The sequence below is a fragment of the Leifsonia sp. A12D58 genome (assembly GCF_047530025.1).
In the GTDB taxonomy this organism is placed as follows: Bacteria; Actinomycetota; Actinomycetes; order Actinomycetales; family Microbacteriaceae; genus Cryobacterium.
In genome coordinates this window covers 53,522-67,244 of the sequence record NZ_JBLJAT010000001.1, presented here as the reverse complement: position 1 = coordinate 67,244, position 13,723 = coordinate 53,522, and the positions used below count along the sequence as shown (strand labels likewise).

Below are 13,723 nucleotides of genomic sequence, written 5' to 3'. Positions count from 1 at the left end.
ATCGTTACGATTTATCATCTGATCGCGGATTCTCTCTCACACCAGACGGTGAGCGGCCCGGTTGTCCCCCTAGACCGGCTCGAGGGTTGCTCGCCGCGGTGCTCGTCCGGCGACAACCATGTCGATAGTGAGCATGACCAGGGCCACCCAAACCAGGCCGAAACCTACCCAACGTTCGACCGGCATCGCTTCGTGTAGTACCACCACGCCCACGAGCAGTTGCAGCACGGGTGCGAAGTACTGGATCAGGCCCATCGTGGTGAGCGGAAGCCGCCTGGCCGCCGCAGCGAAAAAGAGCAGCGGCACGGCCGTAACGACACCGAGTGTCACCAGGCCAAGCGTGTGCCCCGGCGAGATGGTGCCGAATGTCAGCCCGGACAGTGCGGCTACGACGATCAACTGGATGATGGCGATCGGTGCCAGCCAGGCAGTCTCCAGCGTCAATCCGGTTACGGCATCCACATCGTTGCCGACCTTCTTCTTGATCAAGCCGTAGAAGCCGAACGAAAAAGCGAGGATCAGCGAGATCCACGGCACAGCACCGTAGCCGACGGTGAGTACTCCCACCGCCACCACACTGATACCGACTGCAAGCCATTGCATGAAGCGAAGCCGCTCCCGCAAGACGAGCACGCCGAGAAAGATCGTGACGATCGGGTTGATGAAGTACCCGAGAGCGGCTTCGACCACGTGTCCGCTGACCGCCGCAAACACATACGTCTGCCAGTTGACGTAGATGAAGACGCCCGCGAGTCCCATCGTCAGCACCACCCGTGGCTTCTTCAGCACCGCGGTGAGCGCACGCCACTTGCGAGTGACGGTGATGACCAGCGCGCAGAACAGCAGGGAGAACAGAACGCGCCACGCAACGATCTCGAACGCATTCGTCGGTACGAGCAACAGGAAATACAGCGGCAGCATGCCCCACAGCACATAGGCCGAGACGGCGTAGATGAGGCCCTTGCTGTTTTCACTGCGGTCGACCCGTACGGGAGCGGGGGTTACCACTGGTTCTGCTGACATCTGCCAATCCTAGGGCCGGTAGAAACCAGCCTCGCAGAAAAAGATCGGGCCCCGGATAGCGATGCTATCCGGGGCCCGATGATGAAGCGTAAAACTAGCGAACTACCACTGCGAGAACATCGCGAGCCGAGAGAACGAGGAGGTCTTCTCCGCCGAACTTGACCTCGGTTCCGCCGTACTTGGAGTAGATAACCTTGTCGCCGACTGCGACGTCGAGCGGGATGCGGTTGCCGTTGTCGTCGATGCGGCCGGGGCCTACTGCAACAACTTCACCCTCCTGGGGCTTCTCCTTGGCAGTGTCAGGAATGACAAGACCTGAAGCAGTAGTCTGCTCTGCCTCGACCTGCTTGATGACGATGCGATCCTCGAGCGGCTTGATGGAGACCGACACGGTTGACCTCTTTCTTAACTAAGACATAGGGTTGGCAGACTCACGTCGAGAGTGCTAATTCGAGTTTAGGGCGCATCTGGCACTCACGCAACGTGAGTGCCAGACAATGACGGCACCGGCATCGGTGCTACCGTGACGTAATGGATCGCTCAGAGCTCGTCGAGCTGTTATCACCAGAGGGCCTGCGGCTTCTCGATTCCCTTCCCGCGTATGAGTCGAGTGCAGATGTTGTGCGACTTGTCGCCGATCTGCGAAAGGCCGGCCACTCTCCCGGGCTGGTAGCCGCGGTGCTCACCCAGTCGAAACTGCGCGCAAAGGCCCAGGGCAAGTTTGGTGAATTCGCCGCGCGGATGCTGTTCACCGAGGCGGGCCTGGAGCAGGCCACCCGGCTTCGAGTCGCAGCCTTGCACGCTGGCCGCTTTGCCGGAGCAGGCCTGCACAAAGTCGCAGATCTCGGATGCGGTATCGGCGGCGACGCGATGGCGATGTCCGCCATGGACCTCGCAGTGACGGCCGTCGACACCGACGAGATTACCGCCACAGTCGCGAGTTTCAACCTTGCTCCGTTTTCCCAGGCGCACGTCGAGCAGGCAAACGCAGAGACATTCGACCTGACCGGCTTCGACGGCGCCTGGTTTGACCCCGCCCGTCGAACCGCAGGCCATGGCAACACATCCCGGTTGACGCGGCCAGAGGACTACTCCCCCTCGCTCGACTACGTCTTCGGTCTGGCCAACACACTCCCGCTCGGCGTGAAGCTCGGCCCAGGCCATGACCGCGACGCGATCCCAGTGGATGCCGAGGCCCAATGGGTCTCCGTCGACGGCCAGCTTGTCGAGATGGCCCTCTGGTTCGGTGTTCTCGCACGAGAGAACATCCGCCGCTCGGCGCTCGTCCTCACCGCAGGTGGGGTCGCCGAGCTCAACGCGGCCGCAGATACCGAAGATGTCGATGTTGCACCACTTGGGCAGTACGTCTACGAACCTGATGGCGCCGTTATCCGCGCGCGCCTCATCGGCGACCTGGCCCGCTCGGTCGATGCGGGGATGCTGAGTGAGGGCATCGCGTACTTCACCTCTGACACCCTGGCCGATTCACCGTTCGCCACGGCATTCCGGGTGATCGATGAGCTGCCCTTCGACGAGAAGAAGCTGAAGCAGGCGCTGAAGGCACGCGGGATCGGCACTCTTGAGATCAAGAAGCGCGGTGTGGATGTCGATCCGGCAACGCTCCGTACCCGTCTGCGTCTGACAGGCACAGCGTCGGGAACCCTCATCATGACGCGGGTCGGTGGAAAGCGCACTGCCCTGTTGGTCGAACGCGTGGCGCGTCCTGCGGCTTCTACAGTCTCGGAAAAATGACGGCGATCAGCACGATCCAGCCGACGCTGAGCACCAGGCCGATGGCGCCCGTCAGAAACCCGTAGATCCACAGCCCTCCGGCCATCCGCTCGGTGCGCCTCGCTACCAGGCTGAGCACCAGGGCGGCTACTGACAACAGAATCCCCCAGACTCCGAATACCGCGAGCAGCAGACCGATCAGGCCGCAAACCAGCGAAGCGACCGAGAGTTCGCGGCGTTCGGTAAGCGCCTGGATCTCAGCGTTCGTGTAGACGTACGGCACCCACTCTGTGGGAGCCGTCACCGTCGACTCGTAGGCGAGCTGCCCCTCGACGGGAGCTGGCGGACGTGTCAGGTCCAACCGGAAGTCATCGTTTGGCGTCTCAGGTTCCGGGTGCGACCCAGCCTCCGAGGGCGCCCCGGAGTCACTGTGCTGCCCAACCATTGAAACGACCTCCGAGAATGAGCGTGGGCGCCACGCGATGTGGCGCCCACGCTGAATTGAGCGACTGAGTTACTACTGGCTGCTGCCTAGTAGTTGTAGTTGTATCCATTGGACGGGAACGACGCGATAACGATCGCCCAGCCGATGATGCTGATCACGGCGATCGCAAGACCGACGAAACCGGTGATGATGCCGGTCAACCACATGCCCTTGGCCCGCGGCTCCTTCGACCGTCCGAGGAATCCAAGGACGACGGCACCGGCGGGAATGATGAGACCGAGGATGCCTCCGACGATGGGCAGGAAGACCACGGGGAATCCAAGCAGACCGACGATACCGGCGACCAACGAGATGATGCTCAGCACCGGCTGCTTGGCCGCGGGCGCTCCGCCGTATGGCTGCGCACCGGGAGTGCCGTATCCAGGCGGCGGCGGAGTTGGCGCACCGTATGCCGGCGGCTGGCCTCCGGCTGCGTACGCGGGTGGCTGCTGCGTCGGAGCACCATAGGGGCTTCCGGCAGCCGGAGCCGGAGGGGTCGGAGCGACTGGGGGCACCTGAGGGGCTTCCGGAGTGCCAGGTGTGCCGGCGGCGTTGGGAGAGCCTGGGGTATCTGGGGTGCCAGAACCCTCTGGTGTCGAGGGGGTCGATGCCTGTGGGGGCTGCGGGGTAGCCGCAGCAGTCGTGGCATCCGGGGCGAAGGGGTCGGGGATCTCGGGCACCTGCGGTACCTCAGGAACCTGCGGCACATCGGGTACTTCGGGGACGCGGGGAACTTCTGGATTCTGTGGATCACTCATCGGAGTTCGTTCCTTTCAGATGCTTCGCAGTCACATTCGCCATCGCACACGGTTCGCCATCACGAAGATGAACCGTTGTGAACGGCACTAGTTGGTAGTGAACGTATTGGGGTCGACAGTCGCCATGTACGGCAGGAATACCGCAAAGAAGATGATGGTGCCAATGATCGAAGCAAGGATGCCGAGATAGCCGAGTACCAGCCCGGCGATAGCGAGTCCGCGCCCTTGCTCACCGGTGCGCTTGATCTGACTCAGCGCGATGTGACCGGTGATCACTGCGACAAGCGAAAAGAAGAACGCAGAGACCAGTGAGACGATTGCCAGAACGTTGTACTTGCCAGGCTGAGCCGGCTGGCCAGACGTCTGGCCGTACTGCGGTGCGGGCGGGGTCTGCTGGTAATACGTCGGTGCCTGCTGGTACGCAGGCGCTTGCTGCACCGGTGCGGGTTGCGGAGTAGTGGGAGGGAGGTTCGGGTCAGTCATTTTCTAGGCTCCTTCCGAAAGCCGGGCATTCGCGGTGCCAGCATGACAACCCACGATCAAATCTGGTGTCAGCCAGCTATTTCGGCTGGTTATCCCCTACTTCAGGATAGCCTCAGTCCGCCGCCAACGGGAGATTTGAGCGTTTCTTACACCTGAATTTGGGTGACGGGAAGCGTAGAATCCGCGCCGAACTCAAGCGTCGACGGTTCGTGGCCGGCCATGATCAGTTGCGCTCCAAGCGCTGCAATCATTGCGCCATTGTCGGTGCAGAGCGACAACGGCGGAACCCGGAGCGCTATGCCTGCCGCCGCCGTGCGTTCCTCAGCCACGGCGCGCAGCCTCGCATTGGCGACCACGCCTCCGCCCAGGAGCAGGCGAGGTACGTCGAAATCGTTGCAGGCGGCGATGGCCTTCGTGAGCAGCACATCGACCACCGCTTCCCTGAAGCTGGCAGCGACATCCGCGATGGGGACCTCGTCACCGGCATCCTGGCGCTGTTCCACCCAACGAGCCACAGCGGTCTTCAACCCCGAGAATGAAAAGTCATAGCGGTGCTTGGCCATGTCTTTGGGCAGGCCGAGGCCGCGCGGAAAGCGGATCGCCTTCGGATTGCCATCCGCTGCGACCCTGTCGATCTGGGGGCCGCCGGGGTAGGGCAGGCCAAGCACGCGGGCAACCTTGTCGAATGCCTCGCCTGCCGCGTCATCGATGGTTTCGCCCAACAGCTCGACGTCAGAGACCAGGTCACGCACGAGCAACAGTGACGTGTGCCCCCCGGAGACCAGCAATGCGATCGTCGGATAGGCCAGCGGCTCGGTCTCCGAGTCGGCAGACGAGTCAGCGACATCCGTCACCCTGAGTACGTCGGCACCGACGTGACCGACGAGGTGGTTGACGGCATAAATCGGCTTGCCGAGCGATACGGCGAGCGCCTTGGCCGCTCCGACCCCCACCATGAGCGCACCGGCAAGCCCTGGCCCGCTGGTGACGGCCACAGCATCGATGTCGGCGAGGGTGATGCCCGCTTCGGCCACAGCGGCGTTGATCGACGGCACAAGCTCACCGAGGTGGGCCCTGGCTGCGACCTCTGGCACGACTCCCCCGTAACGGGCATGCTCGTCCATCGATGACGCGATGGTGTTCGAGAGCAGGGTCGTTCCACGCACGATGCCGATTCCCGTCTCATCGCAGGAGGTTTCGATACCGAGGACCAGCGGGTCGATGCGGTTCAGCGGTGCGGTGTCGGTCATTTTTCTACAGTCTCTGTTGCAAGTGTCGTCGTCGGTTCGAGGATGTGCAGTCGCATCACAACTGCGTCAACATTGTCAGGCTGGTAATAGCCGCGTCGGATGCCGACTTCTTCAAAGCCCAGCCGCTGATACAGCCCCTGCGCTGTGGGATTGTCTGCGCGCACCTCCAGGAAGATCTCTCTGGCACCACGCTTCTGCGCTTCGGTGATCAAGCTCTGCATGAGCACGCGGCCTAGCCCCTGGCCGCGGGCGTCTTCGTGCACGGCAATCGTCTGGATGTCACCCTCGAGCGCCCCTCGGGGAGCCAGCAGGCCGGCATAGGCCACGATTCGCTTCTGATCGTCGGGTACCTGCTCATCTGGGTTGAACGCCACCAGGTAGTAGCAGGCGGGGTCAGCGACATCCCTGGCCATCATCGTCGTCGACCAGGCATCGTTTTCGAAGATGCTCGTTTCAAGCAGCATGATCGCGTCAACATCCTCGGCGTGGGCGCGGCGCAACTGCCAGCCCATTCAGCTCACCCGCTTGGGACCGGCCGACAGGGTGACATCGGGCGAGCGCAGATAGAGCGGCTCGTCCGCAGCGAATGCGCGCTTATTGGCGAAGCTGATCTCAGCGACCATTCCGAGGTCCCCTGCAGAGATCTCGGTCGCGTCAACCCTGGGCATTCCAGCGTGCACAAACTCGGGCTCGAGCAGCTCTGCCGGCTTCGACAGCGCCGGACCGTCAATGCGGATGGGCAGGCCGACCTCATCGCATCCGCTGTACGCCGACCAGTAGACCTCTTTACGGCGCGCGTCAGTCACCACGATCAACGGGCCGGATGCTCCAGCCAGATACTGCCCATATGCGACGGCGTCGTGGCTCACCAGCGGAACCAGCGGCTTGCCTGCACCGAGCGCAAAGACCCTGGCTGCCGCTATTCCAACGCGCAGCCCCGTGAACGGACCGGGTCCCATGCCTGCGACGACGCCAGACAGCGCCGAGATGGGGATGCCGGCGTCTGTCAGGCACTGCTGGATGAGGTCACCGATCACCTCGGCGTGCCGCATGGTGTCTGGGATGCCGTGTTCGGCGATCACGCCGGCATCGCGGTCGACGACGGCGACACTGGTTCCTGCTGAGGTATCAATTGCGAGAAGCACTGGTTCAGCCTATGCCCAGCTGCTGTCTGCCCAGCGGGGACCATGCGCGGTGATGGTCACAGTGCGAGGTTCATCGAGGTCGAAACCGAGTTCGGCGGCGTCGCTACCATCGGTGCTCTCAGCTCCCTCAGCGCCCTCAGCACCCTCAGCGCTTGAGGCCACAGCCTCAGAAGCACCCACCGGCCGCTCGATCTCGATATCGAGCCAGGAGTCAGTGATGCCTTCGAGCATCCCGCGGCCCCACTCGACAACCACGATCGAGCGGGCGAAGTCGATGTCGAGATCGTCGAGTTCTACAGCGCTGGCCAGCCGATAGGCGTCGACATGCACCAGGGGCGGGCCCCCGATGGTGCTCGGGTGGGTGCGGGCAAGCACGAACGTCGGGCTGGTGACCGCACCGCGCACGGCGAGGGCCTCTCCCAGGCCGCGGGTGAGGGTGGTCTTGCCCGCGCCGAGAGGTCCGGTGAGCACGACCAGATCGCCGGCGTTGAGCATGCCGGCAAGCTCTATACCGAACTCATGCATGCTGTCGGCGTCGGGGATGGTGCGCTTCAGGACGAACGATTTCATGATCAGCGCCCGATCACCGGCAGATACGTGCGGGTCACACGATTACCAATCCTGGTGACGATCTCGTAATTCACCGTCTCGGCGGCATCCGCCCAGTCAGTGGCGCTCGGCACACCCGTCGACGGATCGCCAAACAGCACTGCAGGGTCACCTACACTCGCGCTGTCGTGACCGACGCTGACGACGAACTGGTCCATGGCGATGCGGCCGGCCGCGGTGTACCTCTGGGAGTTGATGACGACCGGCGCCCGTCCTGACGCCTGCCGCGGGATGCCATCCGCATAACCGAGCGGGATCAGCGCCAGTCTGACGTCTTCCGGTGCTCGCCAGGTGTAGTCGTAAGACACTCCGGTACCGGCGGTGACCTCGCGCACGGCAGCGACTGTAGACCGCAGCGTCATAGCGGGAATCAGGCCCAGGTCCGCAGACGTTGCGTCGTCGAACGGCGAGAGCCCATAAATGCCGATGCCAAGCCGCACCATCGAGTAGCGGGCCGCAGGCACCCGGATCGCCGCAGCGGTGGATGCCAGGTGGATGAGTGCGGGAGTCAACCCGACAGACGCTGCGGCGGCGAGGCCGCGATCGAAGCAGGCGATCGCCGCTTCATCGTCCGCGGCAGAGGCATTGGAGAGGTGGCTGAAGATTCCGCGCACTCTGATGCTGCCGGTCGCCTCGAGCTCGGCGGCAACTGCAAGCAACTCAGGCCAGTCCGACTCGGAAACACCATTGCGGCTGAGCCCGGTTTCTAGCTTGATGTGCACGTTCGCCGCGCGCCCAGTCGTTGTCGCGGCCGCCGCGATTTCGCGCAGCTGGAGTAGCGAGGAGATACCTAAATCGATGTCGGCATCCAGGGCAGGCGCCCAGTCGGTCACCGGGTCGTGCAGCCACGCCAGGATTGGCGCGTCGATACCAGCGGCGCGCAACTCCAACCCCTCAGCGATATCAGCGACGCCCAACCAGTCTGCGCCGGCAGCCAGTGCCGTTTGCGCGACAGGGATGGCCCCGTGGCCGTATGCATTCGCCTTGACGACGGCCATGGTGTGTGCCGTCTGAATGTCTGCCCGCAGCTGGGTGATGTTGTGAGCGATCGCATCGAGGTCGATGACTGCTTCTCTGAAACTACTCATGAGTCGCCCTCCGCGACGACGAATGCGCAGGCTACGCCTGCATCGTGGGTCATGCTCAGATGAACGCTGGTGATGCCGCGAGCAGCCAGCGCCTGAAGCGCAGTGCCCTGCAGCAGGAACTCGGGATTGCCCCCGACTCCGCTGACCACTTCCAACTCGTGCCAGGTCACTCCCGCACTGTCACCCATCGCTTTGATCAGCGCTTCCTTGGCGGCGAAACGCGCGGCGAGCGAACGCACCGGAAGGGTGCGTTCGCTCTCAGTGAACAGGCGCGGAATGAGTGCAGGCGTCCGCTCGACCTGACGCTCAAAACGGGCGAGGTCGACAATGTCGACACCTATGCCCTTGATCATCGTCTGACTATTCGACCGTGACGGATTTCGCGAGGTTGCGCGGCTGGTCGACGTCGAGGCCCTTGGCGGTTGCCAGTTCCATCGCGAAGATCTGCAGCGGCACAACAGCCAGCAGCGGCTCGAAGAGCGGTGCAGCGAGCGGGATGTGGATGACAGTGTCCGCAAACGGAAGCACCGCAGCATCGCCCTGCTCGGCGATCGCAATGATGCGAGCGCCTCTCGCGCGGATCTCCTGGATGTTCGAGACAACCTTGGGGTGCAGGTGCGCAGAACCGCGGGGACTCGGCACGACGACGAACACGGGCTGGCCAGGCTCGATCAGGGCGATCGGGCCGTGCTTGAGCTCGCCGGCAGCGAATCCCTCTGCGTGGATGTACGCGAGTTCCTTGAGCTTCAAGGCGCCCTCGAGTGCGATCGGGAATCCGACGTGGCGTCCGAGGAACAGCACAGCCCTGGTGTCTGACATCCATTTGGCCAGCTGGCTGACCGATTCGGCCTGGCCGAGCGTTGTCTGGATCTTCTCGGGGATGGCGAGCAGTTCTTCGGTCTGTTCAGCGAGCTCGCTGGGCGAGAGCGTGCCGCGCACGCGGGCGAGGTGCAGCGCGAACAGGTAGAGAGCTGCAATCTGGGCGACGAACGCCTTGGTCGATGCGACAGCGACCTCAGGACCCGCGTGGGTGTAGATGACGGCGTTCGACTCGCGCGGAATCGTTGCACCCTGGGTGTTGCAGATCGAGATTGCCTTGGCACCGCGCTCTCGGGCGTACTTCACGGCCATCAGTGTGTCCATGGTCTCGCCGGACTGACTGATGGAGACCACCAGGGTGTCAGGGGTGAGTACGGGATCGCGGTAGCGGAACTCGTGGCTAAGTTCGACATCGACCGGAACCTGGGCCCACTTCTCGATTGCATACTTAGCGGTCTGGCCGGCATACGCGGCAGTACCGCAGGCGATGATCACGATGCGCTTGATGTCGGCAAGCATCTCGTCGAACTCGATGAGTTCGGGCACGACAACCACGCCGTCGACGATGCGACCGCGCAGTGTGTTGGCGACAGCCTCAGGCTGCTCAGCGACTTCCTTGGCCATGAAGCTCGACCAACCGCCCTTGTCAGAAGCTGAAGCGTCCCAGGCAATGTCGAATTCTTCGGTCTCGACGGGGTTACCGTCGAAGTCGGTTACCGTGACGGCATCCGGTGTGATGGTGACGATCTGGTCCTGGCCGATTGCGACAGCGCGGCGGGTGTACTCGACGAACGCTGCGACATCAGAACCCAGGAAGTTCTCGCCGTCGCCGAGGCCGATCACCAGAGGCGAGTTGCGACGAGCGCCGACGACGACGCCCGGGGAGTCCTGGTGCACGGCGAGCAGCGTGAACGCGCCATCGAGGCGGCTCACGATCGCGCGGAACGCCTCGCGGAGGTCGCCCGTGCGCTGGTACTCACGGCCGAGGAGCACCGCTGCGACCTCGGTGTCGGTCTCGCTCTCGAAGGTGAAACCCTCAGCGAGCAGCTCGTCCTTGAGCGGAGCAAAGTTTTCGATGATGCCGTTGTGGATCAAAGCCAGGCGGCCGTTGTCTCCCAGGTGCGGGTGTGCGTTGCGGTCCGTCGGTCCGCCGTGGGTCGCCCAGCGCGTGTGACCGATGCCGGTCGCGCCGTTCGGAATCGGGTGCAGCTCGAGCTCAGCAGACAGCATCGCGAGCTTTCCAGCCCGCTTCGCCGTGTTGAGCGTGCCCTGATCATCGATGACAGCGATCCCCGCGGAATCGTATCCGCGGTACTCCAAGCGCCGGAGACCCCCCATGAGGACTTCGACGCTCTTGTTGTTTCCGACATAACCCACGATTCCGCACATGGGGACGATTTTAGTCCGACTAAACTTGGGAAAATGCCCGAGTCGCTGATGAGCCACGGATTCAATGGTCACAGCACCCCTTTCGTGGAACTTGACCGTGCCGCATGGGCGGCACTGGGCCCCACGATGCCGCTCCCCCTTCGAGAGACCGAAATCGTGCAATTGCGCGGAATCGGTGAGCCGCTTGAGCTCAGCGAAGTGACGGATGTCTACCTGCCGCTGTCCAGACTGCTCAACCTGTACGCGGCCGGGGCCAGCCAGCTGCACCGCGCGACAAGCGATTTTCTCGGTGAGCGCGCCAAGCGCACGCCGTTCGTTATCGGTGTCGCAGGATCAGTTGCCGTGGGCAAGTCAACTATTGCCAGGCTGCTGCGCGAGCTGCTCGCTCGCTGGGAAGACACCCCACGCGTCGAGCTGGTCACCACAGACGGCTTCCTCTTTCCGAATGCCGAGCTTGAGCGTCGTGGCCTCATGGAGCGCAAGGGCTTTCCTGAGTCGTACGACAGGCGCGCACTGCTCCGCTTCGTCAGCGCGGTCAAGAGCGGCGCCGAAGAAGTGCGGGCCCCCTTCTATTCGCACCTCAGCTATGACATCGTTCCCGACGCCCAGATCGTCGTGCGCCAGCCGGACATCCTGATCGTTGAAGGCCTGAATGTGCTGCAGCCGCCGGCTAAAGGCCACGGCTTGTCTGTGAGCGACCTCTTCGACTTCACGGTGTACGTCGACGCCCGCACCTCAGACATCGCGCGTTGGTACGAGGAACGATTCCTCAAGCTGCAGCGGGGCGCGTTCAGCAACCCCAACTCGTACTTCCACCGGTATGCCTCGCTCGACGAAGAGCAAGCGCGCACCAGGGCACGAGAAATCTGGGCAAGCATCAACGAGCCCAACCTGTTGCAGAACGTGCGGCCGACGCGCTCACGGGCGACGCTCGTCCTGCGCAAGGACTCGAACCACGCAGTCTCGACGGTACTGCTGCGCAAGGTGTAGCGCGGGCCGCGCGGCCTCGCGCACCGAGCCGACAACGTCGGCTTCGTACTCAGGAGTCTGTGAGCCTAACTACAGCGCGAGCTGCTCGCGGACGACATCCGCCAGCTCGTGCGCCAGACGATCAGCCGTCGGCTGGTCTGCAGCCTCGACCATGACGCGCACCATCGGTTCGGTGCCAGACGGGCGCAAAAGCACGCGGCCGGTGTCACCCAACTCGGATTCGGCCGCGAGCACGGCCTCGGCGATCACAGCGTTCTGGCTCAATGCGTGGTGATTAACACCGCGAACGTTGACGAGGATCTGCGGGAAAACTGTCATGACGGATGCCAGCTCGGCCAGCGACTTCTTAGTCCTGGCCATCTCGGCAACCAGGTGAAGTCCGGTCAGGATGCCGTCGCCTGTCGTGGCGTACTTGGTCATGATGACGTGGCCTGACTGTTCGCCGCCGAGCGAGTATCCGCCGGCGTTCAGTTCTTCAAGCACGTAACGATCGCCAACCTTGGTCTCGATCATTCGAATGTCATTGGCGGCCATTGCCTTGCGGAGGCCTAAGTTACTCATCACCGTTGCGACCAGGGTGCGGTCGTTCAGCACCCCGCGCTCGGCCATCGATACGGCGAGAATCGCCATGATTTGGTCGCCGTCGACGATGTTGCCTGCCGCGTCGACAGCGAGGCAGCGGTCTGCGTCGCCGTCGTGCGCGATACCCACGTCTGCACCGTGCGCGAGCACTGCGCGGGCGAGGTTGTCGAGGTGGGTCGAGCCCACTCCATCGTTGATGTTGATGCCGTCGGGGTCGGCGCCGATCAGCGTGATCCTGGCACCGGCATCCGTGAAGACCTGCGGCGAGATCCCCGAGGCCGCGCCGTGCGCGCAGTCGAGCACGACATGGATGCCGTCGAGGCGGTGCGGCAGCGTCGACAGCAAGTGAATGATGTAGCGGTCTTCGGCGTCAGCGAAGCGACGGATGCGACCGACGTCGCCGCCGGTCGGGGTCAGCTTGTCTTCGTCGAGGTGCGATTCGATGCGATCCTCGACGTCGTCGGGAAGCTTGGTGCCACCGAATGCAAAGAATTTGATCCCGTTGTCGGGAGCTGGGTTGTGCGAGGCGGAAACCATCACGCCGAAATCCGCACCGATGTCCGCAATAAGGAATGCGGCTGCGGGGGTAGGAATAACGCCCGCATCGAGCACGTCAACACCGGAGCTGGCCAAGCCTGCTGCAACGGCTGCTGAAATGAATTCTCCAGAGATACGCGGATCTCTGGCAACGACGGCAACGGGCCTGCGGCCTTCTGCACGTCTCTGCTCTGCTCGTCGTCCCTGCGTCAGGACGACAGCGCTTGCCTGGGCGAGGCCCAGGGCCAGGCCAGCCGTGAGATCACGGTTGGCCAGGCCCCGAACACCGTCGGTACCAAAAAGTCGAGGCACGTTTGTTTGCCTGAGTCGACTATCTGGTTAGCGCTTGGAGAACTGAGGAGCCTTGCGGGCCTTCTTGAGACCAGCCTTCTTGCGCTCCTTGACGCGAGCGTCACGGCTCAGGAAGCCGTGCTTCTTCAGGGTCGCGCGGTTGTTCTCTTCGTCGATCTGGTTGAGCGAGCGTGCAATGCCCAGACGCAGTGCGCCAGCCTGGCCGGAGGGGCCACCACCGGAGATGCGTGCAATGACGTCGTAGCCACCCATGAGGTCGAGGACCTTGAACGGGTCGTTGATCAGCTGCTGGTGCAGCTTGTTCGGGAAGTAGTCCGCGATGTCGCGGCCGTTCACCGTGATGGTGCCCGAACCGGGAACGAGGCGCACGCGGGCGATTGCCTGCTTGCGACGGCCGACGGCTGCGCCGGGAACGGTGAGTACGGCGCGAGGCGCCTTGGTTACAGCTTCAGCGGGAGTCTCTGTCGAGTAGCTCTCCGGAGCCGCGTCAATCTGGTCTGCGATCTTCGCCACGATGGTGTGA

General features: G+C 63.4%; 16 protein-coding genes. 2 read left to right on the top strand and 14 right to left on the bottom strand.

From position 1 onward, the window contains the following. Positions 1-69: 69 nt before the first annotated feature. Both rarD and groES read right to left on the bottom strand, forming a co-directional pair. On the bottom strand, positions 70-1,023 hold the full coding sequence (rarD, locus tag ACMT3I_RS00370) for an EamA family transporter RarD (RefSeq protein ID WP_414802462.1): 954 nt from the start codon (positions 1,021-1,023) through the stop codon (positions 70-72). Between the two features lie 94 nt (positions 1,024-1,117). Next, a complete protein-coding gene (gene groES / locus ACMT3I_RS00365; RefSeq protein ID WP_021763071.1) occupies positions 1,118-1,414 on the bottom strand; it encodes a co-chaperone GroES in 297 nt (98 codons plus the stop codon). A gap of 140 nt (positions 1,415-1,554) precedes the next feature. Between groES and ACMT3I_RS00360 the strand changes: the two genes are divergently transcribed. Continuing rightward, positions 1,555-2,775 (top strand): THUMP-like domain-containing protein, encoded by a 1,221-nt coding sequence (locus ACMT3I_RS00360; RefSeq protein WP_414802461.1) that lies wholly within the window; start codon positions 1,555-1,557, stop codon positions 2,773-2,775. Here the strand turns inward: ACMT3I_RS00360 and ACMT3I_RS00355 are convergent. From ACMT3I_RS00355 to glmS, 10 genes are all read right to left on the bottom strand, one after another. Next, positions 2,756-3,115, bottom strand: coding sequence for a hypothetical protein (locus ACMT3I_RS00355; RefSeq protein WP_414802460.1), 360 nt, complete (start codon positions 3,113-3,115; stop codon positions 2,756-2,758). The two genes, ACMT3I_RS00360 and ACMT3I_RS00355, sit on opposite strands and share 20 nt — an antisense overlap. A 170-nt stretch (positions 3,116-3,285) precedes the next feature. Then, the gene (locus tag ACMT3I_RS00350; RefSeq protein WP_414802459.1) at positions 3,286-3,996 is read right to left on the bottom strand and encodes a hypothetical protein; all 711 of its coding nucleotides are present in this window, start codon (positions 3,994-3,996) and stop codon (positions 3,286-3,288) included. An 87-nt stretch (positions 3,997-4,083) separates the two neighbouring features. Continuing rightward, positions 4,084-4,479, bottom strand: a complete 396-nt coding sequence (locus ACMT3I_RS00345) for a DUF4190 domain-containing protein (protein ID WP_414802458.1) — start codon at positions 4,477-4,479, stop codon at positions 4,084-4,086. 146 nt (positions 4,480-4,625) lie between these two features. Further along, on the bottom strand, positions 4,626-5,729 hold the full coding sequence (tsaD, locus tag ACMT3I_RS00340) for a tRNA (adenosine(37)-N6)-threonylcarbamoyltransferase complex transferase subunit TsaD (protein ID WP_414802457.1): 1,104 nt from the start codon (positions 5,727-5,729) through the stop codon (positions 4,626-4,628). Further along, a complete protein-coding gene (gene rimI / locus ACMT3I_RS00335) occupies positions 5,726-6,241 on the bottom strand; it encodes a ribosomal protein S18-alanine N-acetyltransferase (RefSeq protein WP_414802456.1) in 516 nt (171 codons plus the stop codon). Before rimI ends, tsaD begins: the two co-directional genes overlap by 4 nt. After that, a complete protein-coding gene (gene tsaB, locus ACMT3I_RS00330; protein WP_414802455.1) occupies positions 6,242-6,874 on the bottom strand; it encodes a tRNA (adenosine(37)-N6)-threonylcarbamoyltransferase complex dimerization subunit type 1 TsaB in 633 nt (210 codons plus the stop codon). A gap of 9 nt (positions 6,875-6,883) precedes the next feature. Beyond that, positions 6,884-7,444 (bottom strand): tRNA (adenosine(37)-N6)-threonylcarbamoyltransferase complex ATPase subunit type 1 TsaE, encoded by a 561-nt coding sequence (gene tsaE, locus ACMT3I_RS00325; protein ID WP_414802454.1) that lies wholly within the window; start codon positions 7,442-7,444, stop codon positions 6,884-6,886. Positions 7,445-7,446: 2 nt separating this feature from the next. Continuing rightward, the gene (gene alr / locus ACMT3I_RS00320; RefSeq protein ID WP_414802453.1) at positions 7,447-8,571 is read right to left on the bottom strand and encodes an alanine racemase; all 1,125 of its coding nucleotides are present in this window, start codon (positions 8,569-8,571) and stop codon (positions 7,447-7,449) included. Next, on the bottom strand, positions 8,568-8,924 hold the full coding sequence (locus tag ACMT3I_RS00315) for a holo-ACP synthase (RefSeq protein WP_414802452.1): 357 nt from the start codon (positions 8,922-8,924) through the stop codon (positions 8,568-8,570). Before ACMT3I_RS00315 ends, alr begins: the two co-directional genes overlap by 4 nt. 7 nt (positions 8,925-8,931) lie before the next feature. Continuing rightward, on the bottom strand, positions 8,932-10,779 hold the full coding sequence (gene glmS, locus ACMT3I_RS00310; RefSeq protein WP_414802451.1) for a glutamine--fructose-6-phosphate transaminase (isomerizing): 1,848 nt from the start codon (positions 10,777-10,779) through the stop codon (positions 8,932-8,934). Positions 10,780-10,812: 33 nt separating this feature from the next. On the opposite strand from glmS, the gene coaA reads away from it, so the two are divergent. Then, the gene (gene coaA / locus ACMT3I_RS00305) at positions 10,813-11,769 is read left to right on the top strand and encodes a type I pantothenate kinase (protein ID WP_414802450.1); all 957 of its coding nucleotides are present in this window, start codon (positions 10,813-10,815) and stop codon (positions 11,767-11,769) included. 69 nt (positions 11,770-11,838) lie between these two features. Here the strand turns inward: coaA and glmM are convergent, their stop codons facing one another. Both glmM and rpsI read right to left on the bottom strand, forming a co-directional pair. Beyond that, complete coding sequence (gene glmM / locus ACMT3I_RS00300) at positions 11,839-13,200, bottom strand: phosphoglucosamine mutase (RefSeq protein WP_414802449.1); 1,362 nt, start codon at positions 13,198-13,200, stop codon at positions 11,839-11,841. Between the two features lie 27 nt (positions 13,201-13,227). After that, positions 13,228-13,713 (bottom strand): 30S ribosomal protein S9, encoded by a 486-nt coding sequence (gene rpsI / locus ACMT3I_RS00295; RefSeq protein WP_414802448.1) that lies wholly within the window; start codon positions 13,711-13,713, stop codon positions 13,228-13,230. Between the last annotated feature and the right edge of the window lie 10 nt (positions 13,714-13,723).